At 63.8% G+C, this 13,710-nt stretch carries 18 protein-coding genes; 9 read left to right on the top strand and 9 right to left on the bottom strand.

Annotation, left to right across the window (positions count from 1 at the left end):
* Window positions 1–245: 245 nt before the first annotated feature.
* The 3 genes from ACNJX9_RS21080 to ACNJX9_RS21070 form a co-directional block, all read right to left on the bottom strand.
* The gene (locus ACNJX9_RS21080; protein WP_439404025.1) at window positions 246–470 is read right to left on the bottom strand and encodes a hypothetical protein; all 225 of its coding nucleotides are present in this window, start codon (window positions 468–470) and stop codon (window positions 246–248) included.
* A 79-nt stretch (window positions 471–549) separates the two neighbouring features.
* Entirely contained in the window at window positions 550–693 is a 144-nt protein-coding gene (locus tag ACNJX9_RS21075) for a hypothetical protein (RefSeq protein ID WP_439404024.1), read from the bottom strand.
* Between the two features lie 204 nt (window positions 694–897).
* The gene (locus tag ACNJX9_RS21070; protein WP_439404023.1) at window positions 898–1,575 is read right to left on the bottom strand and encodes a hypothetical protein; all 678 of its coding nucleotides are present in this window, start codon (window positions 1,573–1,575) and stop codon (window positions 898–900) included.
* Window positions 1,576–1,869: 294 nt separating this feature from the next.
* On the opposite strand from ACNJX9_RS21070, the gene ACNJX9_RS21065 reads away from it, so the two are divergent.
* The gene (locus ACNJX9_RS21065; protein WP_167354010.1) at window positions 1,870–2,040 is read left to right on the top strand and encodes a hypothetical protein; all 171 of its coding nucleotides are present in this window, start codon (window positions 1,870–1,872) and stop codon (window positions 2,038–2,040) included.
* 82 nt (window positions 2,041–2,122) lie between these two features.
* Complete coding sequence (locus ACNJX9_RS21060) at window positions 2,123–2,365, top strand: hypothetical protein (RefSeq protein WP_057755607.1); 243 nt, start codon at window positions 2,123–2,125, stop codon at window positions 2,363–2,365.
* Window positions 2,366–3,044: 679 nt separating this feature from the next.
* On the opposite strand, the gene ACNJX9_RS21055 is transcribed toward ACNJX9_RS21060, so the two are convergent.
* Together ACNJX9_RS21055 and ACNJX9_RS21050 are read right to left on the bottom strand one after the other, a co-directional pair.
* On the bottom strand, window positions 3,045–3,437 hold the full coding sequence (locus tag ACNJX9_RS21055; RefSeq protein WP_057755621.1) for an NUDIX hydrolase: 393 nt from the start codon (window positions 3,435–3,437) through the stop codon (window positions 3,045–3,047).
* Between the two features lie 139 nt (window positions 3,438–3,576).
* Window positions 3,577–4,683 carry an AI-2E family transporter gene (locus ACNJX9_RS21050; protein ID WP_439404022.1) on the bottom strand — a complete coding sequence of 369 codons (1,107 nt, stop codon included), beginning with the start codon at window positions 4,681–4,683 and terminating at the stop codon, window positions 3,577–3,579.
* A gap of 256 nt (window positions 4,684–4,939) precedes the next feature.
* Between ACNJX9_RS21050 and ACNJX9_RS21045 the strand changes: the two genes are divergently transcribed.
* The gene (locus ACNJX9_RS21045) at window positions 4,940–5,167 is read left to right on the top strand and encodes a hypothetical protein (RefSeq protein WP_057755627.1); all 228 of its coding nucleotides are present in this window, start codon (window positions 4,940–4,942) and stop codon (window positions 5,165–5,167) included.
* Between the two features lie 14 nt (window positions 5,168–5,181).
* On the opposite strand, the gene ACNJX9_RS21040 is transcribed toward ACNJX9_RS21045, so the two are convergent.
* Window positions 5,182–5,451, bottom strand: a complete 270-nt coding sequence (locus tag ACNJX9_RS21040; protein ID WP_439404021.1) for a hypothetical protein — start codon at window positions 5,449–5,451, stop codon at window positions 5,182–5,184.
* 237 nt (window positions 5,452–5,688) lie between these two features.
* On the opposite strand from ACNJX9_RS21040, the gene ACNJX9_RS21035 reads away from it, so the two are divergent.
* Both ACNJX9_RS21035 and ACNJX9_RS21030 read left to right on the top strand, forming a co-directional pair.
* Window positions 5,689–7,731: an acetoacetate--CoA ligase gene (locus tag ACNJX9_RS21035; protein ID WP_439404020.1), complete on the top strand. Its 2,043-nt coding sequence runs from the start codon at window positions 5,689–5,691 to the stop codon at window positions 7,729–7,731.
* Between the two features lie 109 nt (window positions 7,732–7,840).
* Complete coding sequence (locus ACNJX9_RS21030; protein ID WP_011087444.1) at window positions 7,841–8,143, top strand: hypothetical protein; 303 nt, start codon at window positions 7,841–7,843, stop codon at window positions 8,141–8,143.
* 4 nt (window positions 8,144–8,147) lie between these two features.
* On the opposite strand, the gene ACNJX9_RS21025 is transcribed toward ACNJX9_RS21030, so the two are convergent.
* Complete coding sequence (locus ACNJX9_RS21025) at window positions 8,148–8,366, bottom strand: hypothetical protein (protein ID WP_057756704.1); 219 nt, start codon at window positions 8,364–8,366, stop codon at window positions 8,148–8,150.
* Between the two features lie 346 nt (window positions 8,367–8,712).
* On the opposite strand from ACNJX9_RS21025, the gene ACNJX9_RS21020 reads away from it, so the two are divergent.
* From ACNJX9_RS21020 to ACNJX9_RS21005, 4 genes are all read left to right on the top strand, one after another.
* On the top strand, window positions 8,713–9,300 hold the full coding sequence (locus tag ACNJX9_RS21020; protein ID WP_057755630.1) for a formyltransferase family protein: 588 nt from the start codon (window positions 8,713–8,715) through the stop codon (window positions 9,298–9,300).
* 197 nt (window positions 9,301–9,497) lie between these two features.
* A complete protein-coding gene (locus ACNJX9_RS21015) occupies window positions 9,498–9,848 on the top strand; it encodes a hypothetical protein (protein ID WP_083514634.1) in 351 nt (116 codons plus the stop codon).
* Window positions 9,793–10,341 carry a hypothetical protein gene (locus ACNJX9_RS21010; RefSeq protein ID WP_220004318.1) on the top strand — a complete coding sequence of 183 codons (549 nt, stop codon included), beginning with the start codon at window positions 9,793–9,795 and terminating at the stop codon, window positions 10,339–10,341. The genes ACNJX9_RS21015 and ACNJX9_RS21010 overlap by 56 nt, the downstream gene beginning before the upstream one ends.
* Window positions 10,342–10,645: 304 nt before the next feature.
* Entirely contained in the window at window positions 10,646–12,067 is a 1,422-nt protein-coding gene (locus ACNJX9_RS21005) for a caspase family protein (RefSeq protein WP_439404019.1), read from the top strand.
* 224 nt (window positions 12,068–12,291) lie between these two features.
* Here ACNJX9_RS21005 and ACNJX9_RS21000 read toward each other — a convergent pair whose 3' ends face one another.
* Window positions 12,292–12,531, bottom strand: coding sequence for a BrnA antitoxin family protein (locus ACNJX9_RS21000; RefSeq protein WP_057755646.1), 240 nt, complete (start codon window positions 12,529–12,531; stop codon window positions 12,292–12,294).
* Window positions 12,532–12,534: 3 nt separating this feature from the next.
* Window positions 12,535–13,524: a cysteine synthase A gene (gene cysK, locus ACNJX9_RS20995; RefSeq protein WP_057755647.1), complete on the bottom strand. Its 990-nt coding sequence runs from the start codon at window positions 13,522–13,524 to the stop codon at window positions 12,535–12,537.
* Window positions 13,525–13,710: the final 186 nt, after the last annotated feature.

Below are 13,710 nucleotides of genomic sequence, written 5' to 3'. Positions count from 1 at the left end.
GCCAGCGGCGGCAGCAGCCGCTCGATGCGAAACGCGCGGACGATCAGATAGCCGGGAGCAAAGGCCCCGAAGATGTAGCCGACCGCGCCCCAAAAGAATGTCATGGCAATCCAAGGCCGGCCCCGTGCCGGTCGGGAAGGGAGTTGCGTGCGTTTTAAGCAAATCAACCCGGTCGCGGCAAGGCGGCTTCAGTTCGCGCCATCCGGATCGGCGGAGGTGCCGCGTCACCGAGCCATATCAATGACTTACGGCAAAGTTGCGATCGGCCGGAAAGACCCTGATGTCTGCGGTGTCTGCTCCGTGTCTGCAAACCGATTGCGGGCCTGCGCGTCGAGGATGGTGCCGCGATAATTGACTGCCAGCGCCAGCAATCCCGCGCGCTCCTCCAGCATGGCCGCCTGCCCTGCCAGCTCTCGGCAGCTGCGCTCCATGCGCGCGAGTTCGTCGATGTCGTGCTGAGGCCGCGCCATGTCGCGATCACCTGTGAAGCCTTCACGTGGTGGATTTTGTGTTTCCGTTGGCTGCGGTAAGATGTCCCCCGGTAGCCACTCACAGTTTGCTCTGGAGTGCATGATGCAGAACTTTGTCACCGGATGCGTTGTGGTCGCTGTGGGTTTTATGGTCTTTCTTGCCTACTCCCAAAAGCACCATCAATGCTGGAATGGGCACGTGCTCGAAGACTTGCACGAGCATGTGCTAACTCGTCAGCCTTGCGGATCCCTCAGTAGTTCCTCCATGTGAGAGTCCGCCGCTCGACGACTTTCGTCGCATCTTCGGCGGCAGCGTCACGCCGCCGATCCGGCGCGGGCCAAATCTCTCTCAACCACGAATTCAAGTCGAGCTTCAGCGTGAACCCGCTGGTTCACGCAACATCGCCCCAGGCGATCTGCCCGCCCCTCAGCTCTCCGGCCCCGCAACCGTCGCCGGCGCGCTGAGCGGAGCGCCACCGACAGACACCGGCCCGATCGAAACCGGCCCGATCGGCTTCGGCTGCCGAACCATCCGCTTGCGCAGCAACAGCCGATCGCGCGCGCGCAAGCGCGGGATGGAGGCCGTGACGTCAGACATCATCGTGTTTTGCAGCGTGTCGATCTTTGCGATCAGCGTCGACAATTGCGGCGATATCTTCTTCACATCGCCGCGCTCGTCGGTGATGCTCTGGCGGAGCGACATCAGGGTCGTCGAATCCTCCTGACGCAGCGCCGTGTTCTGCTGCAGGGAGGAACTGATCTCCTGCAGCGCGGCGGCCTGCTGCTGCTGGGCCGACTGGATTTCCTTCAGGGCGACGGCAACAGCATCGGGTTTCGGCGCGGACTCTTGCTGGCGCGGAAACAGCGCGGCCAGGTTGCTGATGTCCGGCGAAGGCAGATCAAAGGGCAAGGTGTAGATGGCCGCGGCGCCGTTGATCGCCAAGGCACACACCGCGAAGGCCAGGACCGACTTCCGGCTGGAGCGCTTCAGCGGTACTGGAGCGCCCTGGGTCTCGCGCTCAGGCTGGGATTCAGATGCGGCGGCCGCAAGTGCTGCGGCGTCGAGGTGTTCGGCGAAGCCGAGCGTTTCGGATGTCGTGGTCATGCGCATTGACCTCATGAGCGAGCAAAAAAGGAGGCCGTCGCCGGAACGTCCTCTCGACGTCTCCTTTACGCAGCACTCCCTTACACAACTGTCTAAAATTGTGAGCTTTTCGGATTAATTCCACGTTAGCGACGTGGCCGCCGGGGCATGTCCTGTGACCCCGGCCGATTACGTGGGCGTTGCGATGGACTTGCGACGGCAGAGGTTCAATTCCGTTCCATCCGCCTGATCCAAAAAAGCCAGGAGACATCAGACCCGAAAAGTGTAGGATTCGACAAAACTGGAGGGAACGGAATGTTTGAAATCACCGGTTTCGACACGGCAGGCGTCGTCAGCCTCAAGCGGGAGTCCCTCGCCGCCGCCCTGAAGAAGGCCAGGGAGCTGATCCAGGACGGGTGCCGCGACGTTCGGATCGTCGATCCCGATGGGCGGGTCCACACCTCCTTCGAGGAGCAGGCCGCCTAAGCCGCCTCTCCCTCCCTCCCCAACGCATGCACGTTGAGCGGCCGGACAACGGCCGCTAGGATGAGCCTTTACGGAGGCCCATTTGAAACAGGTCATTAGTGCTGTCGCAGTCCTAGCGCTGCTCTCCACGTCGTCTGCCCACTCACAAGCCCTCGTCGATCCCAGCAAGGTGGCGCCGGAATACCGCGAGGCGGCCGAAAAGCGCCGCGCCGAGCAGATCCGCCAGCGCGAATGCGCGCAGAAGGCGGATCTGGTGAAGGTGTTGCCGCGAGACCGGACCGACTTTCTCATTCACTGCCTGGATGGGCAGGTGGCGAAGCAATAGCGCCTCGCACGGGATTGCACGCTGGCGAGACAAAGCGGCAGCCGGCGTTGATGGTTTCTTCAGATGTTCGGCTCACCGTGGCTGCCGATTTCCATCATCATTGTCGCCGGCGCATGAGTTTCGTCCAGATCCAGTGCACGCGTTGCAAGACAATGTTTCGCGATCGCGCGGGACGGCTGCAGGACGGCTATTCAAGGCAATGTCCCTGTTGCGAGGTCGTGCTGTTCTTCGCTGACGACGCTCAACATCCGTTCATCAAGCGCGCGATGCAAAGCGCAAGGCAGGCGCGCAGAGAGCAGCGCGAAGCCGAGGCGATCAGGATCGCGGCGCCGGCAGAACCGCGTGTGGCTCCTCGGTCGAGGTCGTCATCGGCGGGACGGTCTCGGGTGCTGGGAAGATCGGAGTAGCGCCTGCTCGGCCGCCGACGTTGCCTCGATCCAGATCCCGGCGCTGCGGCAGCAGCAACAGTGGGCTGGATGCGAAAAACCCCAGTGCTTGGGGACACTGGGGTGCTTCAAAGACTATAAATTTCAGAGACTATAAATAAGTAAGGCAATGACACCTCTATAGCAGCCCTCTCCGTGGCGGCTTGTGAACTGGTTCACACCCGATGCGCGCCCGGTCGGACTCTTTGTCACACGCCTGGCTGCCACGCCCACGGTTGTCGCCCCCCTCGCGGCTAGCTCCGGCGCGACTTCCGCGGAAACAGGCGATCCCTGATGTAGCGCGAGGTCGCGGTCAGGCGGATGCCGCGCGGCTTCTGCCAGGCGGCACGGTCGATCTCCTTCTTGTCGCCGATCGCAAGGCGACCCTTGGCGCTCTTGGCGATGAAGATCGCGTCGCTCATCTTGCGGCCGGAACGCTTGTTCTTGGCTTTCACCTCTTTCCAGAGGCTGATCCGGCCGAGTTTCAGCTTCGGCAGCTCTTCCTTGATCTCGCGCCGCAGGCAGGCCTTCTCGGTTTCGCGCGCACGCTTGCGGCCGCCCGGGAACATCCAGAGGCCGTCCGACCGTCTCCTGACCAACAAGACCTTGCCGCGCTTGGCGGCGACCAGCTTGGAAGACTTCGCCATTCCTGTCGCAAACCGAAAAAGAATCTGCGGCCATCGTAACTTGTCTAATTCATTAGACAAGTTACACGGCCGCCCTGAAGGCCACCGCCATCCCCAATTGTCCACACTCTGCGAAGGCGCTTGGTCAGCGCCTAAGGCGCTATCGGATCTCGTCGGAAGCGGGTGATGCAGCCGTCCGCTCCCCCGTCTCGCTCCCGATCCACGCCGCCGCCATCTCCCACGCCACCGACAGGATGATCGGCCCGATGAACAGGCCGACAATGCCATGGGCCAGTGTGCCGCCGATCACGCCGACGAAGATTACGATGGTCGGCGTGTTGAGGCCGCGTCCCATGACGAGCGGCTTCAGCATGGTGTCGATGAAGCCGACGACGACGAAGAACACGGTGAGCACCAGCGCCGTGGTCACGTCCTTGGCTGTCCATATCCAGATGATGACAGGCAGCAGCACGAGGAAGGCGCCGATCTGCACGATCGACAACAGCAGCACGAGAAAGGCCAGCAAGCCCGCACTCGGCACGGCCGCGAGCTTGAAGCCGATGCCGGCCAGCAGCGCCTGCACGATGGCAACGCCGATCACGCCTTGCGCCACCGCACGGATGGTGGCGCCGCCAAGCGTGAGGAAATGCTCGCTCTGCTCGGGCACGATGCGCGACAGGAAGCCGCGCCCGGCGGCAACCAGCCGCGGCCCGTGCGGAAACAGGAAGCCGGCCACGAACACCGAGACCAGGAATTGGAGCGTGCCAAGGCTGGCATCGCCAGCGAGCGTCAGCAGCGGTCCCGCCAGCGGCTGGAGATAGGGCGCCACCTCGCGCAGCACCGCGCGGATGTTGGTGTAGGCCTGGTCCCACAGCTCGAACAATGTCGGGCCGATCAGCGGCCATGACTTGATCTGTTCCGGAGCGGATTGCAGCGCGAGGTCACCGGTGCCGAGCTGATGCGCCAGCTCCCTGCCCCCGTCGACGGCACTCACGCCGAGCCAAGTCGCCGGGCCAAGGACGATGCCGAGCGTCACCAAGGTGAGGATGGCGGCTGCGGTCTTGGGCCGGCCGCCAAGCACTTTGGCCAGCCAGTTGAAGGCCGGATAGAATGCGACCGCGAGCACGCCGCTCCAGGCCAGGATCGGCACGAACGGCCGGATGATCAGGAATGTCCAGACGATCAACAGCGCCAACAGGCCGAGCCGGATCACCAGCTGGATGACGTCCTCGCCCGTCAGGAGCTGACGCAGACTTTTCACAGGCACGGCTTTCCTTGCGGCATCAACGCAGCTCCGGCGCTTGCGCGGCCCCGGGTTATTGCGAGCCCCGGGCCGGGCGTCAAGCCGGCCGGAGACGGGCTCGAGCCGCCGGGGTCCGCCAGATCCGGGAAATCCGGCAAGATCCGCCACGTGTGCCCGCATTGCCTAACGGCATTTAACCGGATTTCAGCCGACCAATTTACGCCGATGCAAAGGCTCGCGCCTATCCTCGCCGCAAGGTCCCAAAAACACTCGCGGTGCAATGGCCAATACAATCTGGACGATCGAAGAATTCACCTGCCCCGGTTGCGGCATGAACTACACCGCGACCCGGGAGGAGCATGCCGAGCCACACGCTGGCCAGTTCAAATGCAGCATCTGCAGCGGCGTGGTACACGCCTGGTCCGGCAAGCACCATTTCTTCGGCTGGCAGGCCGTGAAGTCCAAGCCGGCCGTGTTCGGCCGGCGCTGGGCCGGCGTGCAGTGGTAGCGTCGGCAGATCGCTTACCGGCGCACGCCGACGCGGTTGACGCCGCCATTCAGATTGGTCCGGCTCACGGTGCCGGCCCGAACCGCGGCACGCGCGACCGGACGTGGCCGCAGCACCACGCCGGCGCGTGCGACGCAGGACGGCGGATAATCGATGTACTGGCAATAGACCACGGCCTTCGCTGGTGTCGGACTGAGGGTCACCCCCGCCGTAACCAGCAGACCGGCAGCCGCAAGCGCTGCGACCGCTACTGACTTCATCGAACGACGCTTGCTCCGGTGCATCGTGATCCTCCCTCATTGCACACGTGGATGGTGATGTCTGCCGCCCCAGCCCAGCTGGACGCAAGGTGCGTCGTGGTGCATGGGCATCGTTGACGTAGATCAACGCTGGGTGCGGTATCGGAGCTGACCGAAAGGGCGCGGTCGAGTCATGCCTGCCATTCGGCGGACGATGCGCGGCTTTTGCTGAAGGGCGACACCGGATAAGTTCGCCCTCTCCGCAACCGAAGCCGATATGCAATGACCGCTCCTTTCGTCCCGCAGATCGCCCTTTATCGCAACTGGCTTGCCAAGCAGCGTGGCCTCACCTTCGCTGACTACGAGGCGATGCGCCAATGGTCGGTGCGGGATCTCGATGCGTTCTGGCGCAGCATCTGGGACTATTACGACCTGCAATCGCCTACGCCGTTCGCGGCCGTCATCACCGAGCGCAAGATGCCCGGTGCGGTGTGGTTTCCCGGCGCGCAGGTGAACTATGCGCGGCAGGTGTTCCGGCATGTGGACGCCGCGCATGGCGCCGGCCAGCCCGCGATCGTCTCCAGCGGCGAGGACGGCAAGCTCACGGAAACCAGCTGGCCGGAGCTCAAGCGCAAAGCGGCCGCACTGGCGCTGCATCTGAAGGACAAGGGGATCAAGCCCGGCGACCGCATCGCGGCTTACCTTCCCAACATTGCCGAGACCATCATCGCGTTTCTCGCGAGTGCCAGCATCGGCGCGGTCTGGAGCCTCTGCGCGCCCGACATGGCGGCGCCCGCCGTGATCGACCGCTTCAAGCAGATCGAGCCAAGAGTGCTGATCGCCTGTGACGCCGTCACCTATGCCGGGCGCAGGCATGACCGCAAGGACGTCGTCGCCGAGTTGCGCCGCTCGCTGCCGACGGTCGAGCATGTGATCCTGCACAGCGAAGCGTCCGCCGCACCGGACGCCCTGCTCTCCGACATCACCGCAAGGACGGGCACGGCGGTCGACGCCTTCGAGCCGATATGGCTGCCATTCGATCATCCGCTCTGGATCGTCTATTCCAGCGGCACCACCGGCCTGCCGAAGCCGATCGTGCACGGCCATGGCGGCATCGTCATCGTGGTGCTGGCGCTCCTGGGCTTGCACAACGACATCGGCTGTTCCTATCACGAGAACTCGTTCGGCGAGCGCTATCACTGGTACTCGTCGACCGGCTGGATCATGTGGAATTCGCAGGTCGGCGGCCTGCTCAGCGGCACCACCTGCTGCATCTTCGACGGCAGCCCCGGCGGCCCCAGGGACAAGCCCGACTGGTCCACGTTGTGGCGCTTCGTGGCGCAATCGAAAGCGACCTTCTTCGGCGCTGGCGCGGCGTTCTTCGCCAACTGTGCCAAGGCGGAGATCGACCTTACGGCCGCGGGCGATCTCTCCCGCCTGCGCTGCCTCGGCTCGACCGGCTCGCCGCTCAGCGCCGACACCCAGGCCTGGTTCAACGCGCGCTTCGCTGCGCTGTCGAAGTTCAACGGCAGCAAGGCGCAGGCCGACATCTGGTGGGCGAACATCTCCGGCGGCACCGATTTCGCCGGCGCCTTCATCGGCGGCAACAGGGAATTGCCGCAGACGCCGGGTGCGATGCAATGCCGCCTGCTCGGCGCGGCCGTGGAAGCCTTCAGCGAACAGGGCCGCGCCGTGACGGGCGAGGTCGGCGAGCTCGTCTGCACCGAGCCGATGCCGTCGATGCCGCTCTATTTCTGGAACGACAAGGGCAACGCGCGCTATCTCGCCAGCTATTTCGAGACCTATCCCGACAATTTCGACGGCAGCGGCCGCGGCCCGGTGTGGCGGCACGGCGACTGGCTCAAGATCAATCCGGATGGCTCCTGCGTGATCTACGGCCGCAGCGATGCGACGATCAACCGGCACGGGCTGCGCATGGGCACCAGCGAGCTCTATTCCGCCATCGAGGCGCTGCCGGAGGTGCTCGACAGCCTCGTCGTCGACCTCGAATATCTCGGCCGCGACAGCTACATGCCGCTGTTCGTCGTGCTGCGCGAGGGTGTCGCCTTGGATGGCGCAATGCAGGCGAAGATCAACAAGGCGATCGAGGCCCGCCTGTCACGCCGCTTCCTGCCGAATGAGATCTTTGCCGTCGCCGAGATCCCGCGCACGCTGTCGGGCAAGAAGCAGGAGCTGCCGATCAAGAAGCTGCTGCTCGGCCAGCCCGTCGAGAAGGTCATCAACAAGGAAGCGATGGCCAATCCGGCCTGCCTTGATTGGTATCTTGCGTTTGCCCGGGACTATCTGGCCCGAACCGCGGCTTGATCCCGGGCTGATCGGACCAATTGCACCTTCGGCATTTGCACTCCGTTCACCGATGACAGTTAGACGGGTCAGGATCCCTGCAACGAGCAGCACGCCAGAACAGCACACTATGGCCGACCTCAACGCTGTCCTCACCCGGCTCAACGACCGCCTGCTTCGCCTCGAAGGCGAGCTGTTCGTGTTGCGCTCGCTGGCGCGCGCGACGCTGACGGCAGGCGACGACCACGCGGCGCGGATGCGCAAGCTGGTCGAGGCCGCCAAGGTCGCGCTCGATGACGAGGCCAAACGCGAGCTCGACAAGCCCACGCGCAAATATGTCGACGCGGCAACCGCGCTGGTGGAGGAATTGCTGGTCGAGCCGACCCCGGCGCGGCCGCTGTTCACCGTGATCGATGGCGGACGGCGCGACTAAAGCGTCAGATGTCGTTGGATTCAGCCTTCAGCCGGCTGAGACCTTCCTCGATGATCGCGATCTCCTCGTTGATCTTGCTGATCGGCAGGCTCAAATCGTACGCGCCTGACCTGCCCTTCAGGTCAACGGCGAGCCGCTGCCTGTGCATCATCAGCTCGTCGAGGCCACGGCGGTTCTTCAGCCGCACATAGGCGTCCACGATCTGCGCAATTGCGTTCGACATGACATCGGTCCCGGCAAAAATGCCCGCGCGGCGCACCCACGCCGGCGGGACATTTTTGGTGTCGCGGTACGCAATACAAATCCGCGACGGATTCGTCGATACGACAACTGGGTTGAGAACGTGTTACCGTTTGATGATCCGGTGCGGCGGACAACGACAAGGCCGCGGCTCGGCCCAAGGTCACAGTGCGCTTATGGAAGCTCCGGAACGGCCAATGGTGCGATCGCCGCGTTCATCAGTCCTGCCCTGCATTGTTGATAACCCCCGCAAACGCCGGGCGGGTGGTGACAGGGCACCCGGACGTGTTATCGGGGGATGACGCAGTTGCGAGACGGATCAGACACCCATGCGCATTACCCTCGTCGGCTCCCGCCATTTCGGCGTGACCACCCTGAACATGCTTCGCGAACACGGCGTCGGGGTCGTGCGGGTCGTGGTGGCTGACGCGGACGACCGCCTTGCCGCGACGGCCAAGGCCGCCGGCATCGAGGTGGTGGTGCAGGCCAATCCCAAGCTGGTGGTGGCCTCCGAGATTGCCCCCGACACCGATCTGATCATCACCGCCCACAGTCATGCCCGGGTTGGCAAGGACGCGCTCGCAGCCAGCAAGCTCGGCGGGATCGGCTACCACCCCTCGCTGCTGCCGCGCCATCGCGGCAAGGCCGCGGTGGAATGGACCATCAAGGAAGGCGACCCGATCGCCGGCGGCACCATCTATCACCTCGCCGACCGCATGGACGCCGGCGCCATCGCCGCTCAGGACTGGTGCTTCGTGAAGAAGGGCGAGACCGCTCGCGAGCTCTGGGAGCGTGCGCTGGCCCCGCTGGGGCTCAAGCTGCTCGCCGACGTGATCGACTACGCCAAGGTCCACAAGGCGTTGCCGGCCAAGACTCAGGACGAGCAGTTCGCGACCTCAGCGCCAAGTCTTTCCTAGGAGGTCTTTCCTGAGTCGCTTCTCGCGTTAAGGATGAACGTGAGGCCGCATTGATTCTGCTTCAAAAATCGGAGCCAAGATCGCAAATAAACCATTGTTTCCACTGGAACAATTTTCGCAATTGCATCGCACCAAATTTCCGTCACATTTGGCCCGAATAACAGTCAGCATATCAGACACATTCAAGGACGGAATTCATGCGTTTTGGTCGCATTGCGGCGTTCTGTGCCGCTTCAATTGTTACTGCCAGCCTCGCCGCTCCCGCTTTCGCCCAGACTCCCTATGACGGCAATTGGCACGTCACCATCGTGACCAAGACCGGTTCCTGCGAGCCGACCGCAAGCTCCATGCTGACGGTCGCCGACGGCAAGATCACCGCGCCCGGCGCTAACGTTTCCGGCACCATCGGCAGTGGGGGTCTTGTGAAAGTTTCGATCAATGGTGCATATGCCAACGGTCAACTCAGCGGCAATGCCGGATCGGGGAAGTGGAATGGAGCATCTGCAGGTATACCGTGCAGCGGGCGGTGGGAAGCATCGCGCCAATAAGCAATTCGGAACTGGTGTCCTCAATCGGCGGCTGCTCATGGCGGCCGCCGTTTTGTTAGTGACAGCTGTTGCCACCAGCTCGGAGAGCAAGGCCCAGGCCGGTCCCTTCGCACCGCTGGCGGGCAGCTGGAGCGGCGGCGGCACGGTGACGCTGGATGACGGCTCGACCGAGCGGATCCGCTGCCGGGCCAAATACGCCCCGATCGGACCGACCATGGAGATGTCGCTGACCTGTGCCAGCGACGCCTACAAGTTCAACCTGGCTGCCAGCGTCAAGGCCGAGGGGAGTGCCATCACCGGCAGCTGGTCCGAGGCCAGCCGCAATATCAGCGGCTCGCTTCAGGGGCGCGGCGGCGGCGGGAACTTCGAAGTGGTCGCCTCTGCCGCCGGATTCAACGCCAACATCGCGTTGAGAACGAGCGGCAACAAGCAGAGCGTCACGATGCGCGCCGACAGCCAGTTCCGCGGCGCCAATATCTCGCTGTCGAAATAGGACGACGGCCCGCCGCTACGACCATCGACCCGGCGACCTCGCCGGGTCGATTTTTTATGGGCCCGGCACGAACGCCCTGCCCCGATTCGCGCCCGCGCCCGGTGAACCACCGCGCGGCTTGAGGCGACAAATCCAGGTGGTCGAGCGTGATTTGGATCACGTTGGAGGGGCATTCCATCGTGCACATTCGATCACAGAGCTGCGGGTTGGGTCAGTCGTTTTGCTAGCGCGAGGCCGAGCGCTTTCGTGTAGGTTCGACACCAATCTGTTGCTGCCTGTCATTCGATTCTGTTGGGGATTTCAGATGCGCACTCTCACCATCATCGTTTCGCTGATGTGCATGGCGCTGTCGGTCAGCGCCGCCAAGGCCGACCGCCGCGTCGCCTTTGTCGTCGGCAACGGCGCCTACAAGAACGTCGCGCAATTGCCGAACCCGCCGATCGACGCCAAGGCGATGGCATCGACGCTGCGCAATGTCGGCTTCGAGGTGATCGAAGGCTCCAACCTCACCCGCGACCAGATGACCGAGAAGCTGCTCGATTTCGGCCGCAAGGCCCAGGGCTCCGATATCGCAGTGTTCTATTATGCCGGCCACGGCATCGCCGTCAGCGGCACCAATTATCTCCTGCCCATCGATGCCGATATCAAGTCGGAGATGGATGTCAAGCTTGGCGCCGCCATCAACGTCGACCTGACGCTCGACCAGACCATGGGCGATGCCAAGGTCAAGCTGGTGTTCCTCGACGCCTGCCGCGACAACCCGTTCGCCGCCAAGATCAAGTCGAACTCGGCCACCCGCAGCGTCAATGTCGGCAGCGGCCTGGCCGAGATGAAGTCGGGCGAAGGCACGCTGATCGCGTTCGCCACCGGCCCGGGCCAGACCGCGCTCGACGGCCAGGAGGGCAACAACAGCCCGTTCACCCGCGCGCTGATCGACAACATCACCAAGCCCGGCGTCGAGATCCAGCAGGCGATGACCTCCGTGCGCGCGCAGGTCAATGAAGAGACCCACAAGGGCCAGCTGCCGTGGGGCCACACCAATTTGATCGGCGCGGTCTATCTCAACCAGGCGCCGACGACCCAGGTTGCCAACGCGGCGCCGACGGCAACCGCCGCGCCAGCCGCAGCGGCCGGCAACTCCGAGGCTGAAGTCGAGTTCTGGCGCTCGGTGAAGGAATCCAACAAGCCGGAAGAGCTCAACGCCTACCTCTCCGCTTATCCCAACGGCCAGTTCAAGCCGCTGGCAATGGCGCGGCTCGCGGCGATCCAGAACGGTCCGTCGACCACGACCCGCAACCTCAATGCCGGCGTCGATCCCGCAACTTTCACCGACGACGCCACCCAGCTCACCGAGGACCAGATCGGCCTCGACAAGGGTCAGCGCCGAGACGTGCAGCGCCGCCTCACCGGCCTCGGCTTCGACACCAAGGTCACCGGTGTGTTTAGCGACGAGACCCGCTCGGTGCTCAAGCGCTGGCAGGCCGCCCGCGGCTATCCGTCGACGGGCTTCCTCAACAAGCTCCAGCACAAGGCCCTGTTGTCCGAGATCGTCGCGACGACGACCGTGAGCGATGACAGCGCGAAGCCGGCCCGGCGCGCGGCACCAGCGCCAGCACAGGCGCAGAGCGCACCGGTTCAGCATCGCAACAGCGGTGGCGGCGACGCGGGTGCGGCCTTCGTGGGCGGCGTGGTCGGCGGCATGATGGGCGGCATGTTCCGCCGCTGAGCCGCAAAGCCCGATCGCAAATACAAGAGCCCGGCTCACGCCGGGCTTTTTCTTTGCTCTCCTCGGTCAAGGCAGAAGGAAAATGCTGCCGCAGACTTCGCCATTGCGAGCCAAGCAATCCTGAATCCCTCCGCGGCAATAGTCTGGATTGCTTCGTCGTAAGAGCTCCGCGCAATGACGAGGAAAGAGGCGTGCCTTACACGGACGTATCGGGCCGCGGAGATTTACTTCCCCGCCGCCTTGCGCAGCGCCTCGTTGATGCGGTCCTGCCAGCCGGGGCCGCCTTCCTGGAAATGCTCGAGCACGTCCTGATCGATCCGCAGCGTCACCTGCTCCTTGATCCCGGGTGCCACGTTTTTCTTCGGCGGCGGCTCCGCCACTTTAGCCGTCACCTTCTTGAACGCCGCCTCGGCTTCAGTGCGCGCGTCGCCCAATGTCCGCGGTCGCCTCGGTTGATCCGCCATCCCTCAGATTCCTTCAAACAGAGCCGTCGAAAGATAGCGCTCGGAGAAGGACGGCACGACCGCCAAAATGGTTTTTCCCGCAGCTTCCGGCCGCTTGCCGATCTCGAGCGCGGCGGCGATCGCGGCACCGGAGGAAATGCCACCCGGAATGCCCTCATGCCGCGCCAGCGCGCGCGACGTTTCGATCGCGGTCGTCGAGTTGATCTTCACGATCTCGTCGATCACGGAGCGGTCGAGAATGTCGGGTACGAAGCCCGCGCCGATACCCTGGATCTTGTGCGGGGTGTGGGTGCCCCCCGATAGCACCGGGCTCTCCTCGGGCTCGACTGCGACCACCCGCAAGGACGGCTTGCGCGGCTTCAGAACCTGACCGACGCCGGTGATGGTGCCGCCGGTGCCGACGCCGGCGACGAAGTAGTCGATATTGCCTGATGTGTCGTTCCAGATCTCTTCCGCCGTGGTGCGGCGATGCACCTCCGGATTGGCGAGGTTCTTGAACTGCTGCGGCATCACCGAGTTCGGCGTCGTCTTCAACAGCTCTTCGGCGGTCGCGATCGCGCCCTTCATGCCCTGCGCCGCCGGCGTCAGCACCAGCTCGGCGCCGAGGAACGCCAGCATCTTGCGCCGCTCGATCGACATGGATTCCGGCATCACCAGCTTTAGACGGTAACCGCGTGACGCCGCGACGAAGGCGAGCGCGATGCCGGTATTGCCTGACGTCGGCTCGATCAGCACCGTGTCGGGCTTGACGATGCCCGCCTTCTCCATGGCGATGATCATGGCGGCACCGATACGGTCCTTCACGCTGGCGGCCGGATTGAAATATTCGAGCTTTGCCAGAACCGTCGCGTTGACGCCGCGCATGCCCGGCAACCGGCGCAGGCGAACGATCGGCGTGTCGCCGAAAGCCTCGACGATCGAGTCGTAGATCCGGCCGCGACCGGGTTGGTGCGCTGCACCCATCTTTGCAACCTTCTCGGACGATGCGTCCATGTTGAACTCCCTGTGGCAGCAATTACGCTTCTCGCGCAGCGTTTGCGCAGTTACGGACAGCTGGTTACGACACGCAAGCGACAATGCGGCACATGTTAAATACGCTGCATCGCAAAATCGCGTGAGCACTAATTAGCAGAAAATCAACGCATTCGTGTTGCGACCTCGTCAACTGATTCTGTTTAT

The sequence above is a fragment of the Bradyrhizobium sp. BLXBL-03 genome (assembly GCF_051853015.1).
Lineage (GTDB): Bacteria > Pseudomonadota > Alphaproteobacteria > Rhizobiales > Xanthobacteraceae > Bradyrhizobium > Bradyrhizobium manausense.
Note: the sequence above shows the minus strand (reverse complement) of the source record. Positions and strands in the feature narration are given on the sequence as shown.

Coding starts and splice junctions, on each gene's coding strand:
- ACNJX9_RS21080 (WP_439404025.1), bottom strand. CDS start 470: ATGGCGCGGCCTCAGCACGACATCGACGAACTCGCGCGCATGGAGCGC.
- ACNJX9_RS21075 (WP_439404024.1), bottom strand. CDS start 693: ATGCTCGTGCAAGTCTTCGAGCACGTGCCCATTCCAGCATTGATGGTG.
- ACNJX9_RS21070 (WP_439404023.1), bottom strand. CDS start 1,575: ATGACCACGACATCCGAAACGCTCGGCTTCGCCGAACACCTCGACGCC.
- ACNJX9_RS21065 (WP_167354010.1), top strand. CDS start 1,870: ATGTTTGAAATCACCGGTTTCGACACGGCAGGCGTCGTCAGCCTCAAG.
- ACNJX9_RS21055 (WP_057755621.1), bottom strand. CDS start 3,437: ATGGCGAAGTCTTCCAAGCTGGTCGCCGCCAAGCGCGGCAAGGTCTTG.
- ACNJX9_RS21045 (WP_057755627.1), top strand. CDS start 4,940: ATGGCCAATACAATCTGGACGATCGAAGAATTCACCTGCCCCGGTTGC.
- ACNJX9_RS21040 (WP_439404021.1), bottom strand. CDS start 5,451: ATGCACCGGAGCAAGCGTCGTTCGATGAAGTCAGTAGCGGTCGCAGCG.
- ACNJX9_RS21035 (WP_439404020.1), top strand. CDS start 5,689: ATGACCGCTCCTTTCGTCCCGCAGATCGCCCTTTATCGCAACTGGCTT.
- ACNJX9_RS21030 (WP_011087444.1), top strand. CDS start 7,841: ATGGCCGACCTCAACGCTGTCCTCACCCGGCTCAACGACCGCCTGCTT.
- ACNJX9_RS21025 (WP_057756704.1), bottom strand. CDS start 8,366: ATGTCGAACGCAATTGCGCAGATCGTGGACGCCTATGTGCGGCTGAAG.
- ACNJX9_RS21020 (WP_057755630.1), top strand. CDS start 8,713: ATGCGCATTACCCTCGTCGGCTCCCGCCATTTCGGCGTGACCACCCTG.
- ACNJX9_RS21015 (WP_083514634.1), top strand. CDS start 9,498: ATGCGTTTTGGTCGCATTGCGGCGTTCTGTGCCGCTTCAATTGTTACT.
- ACNJX9_RS21010 (WP_220004318.1), top strand. CDS start 9,793: ATGGAGCATCTGCAGGTATACCGTGCAGCGGGCGGTGGGAAGCATCGC.
- ACNJX9_RS21005 (WP_439404019.1), top strand. CDS start 10,646: ATGCGCACTCTCACCATCATCGTTTCGCTGATGTGCATGGCGCTGTCG.
- ACNJX9_RS21000 (WP_057755646.1), bottom strand. CDS start 12,531: ATGGCGGATCAACCGAGGCGACCGCGGACATTGGGCGACGCGCGCACT.
- cysK (WP_057755647.1), bottom strand. CDS start 13,524: ATGGACGCATCGTCCGAGAAGGTTGCAAAGATGGGTGCAGCGCACCAA.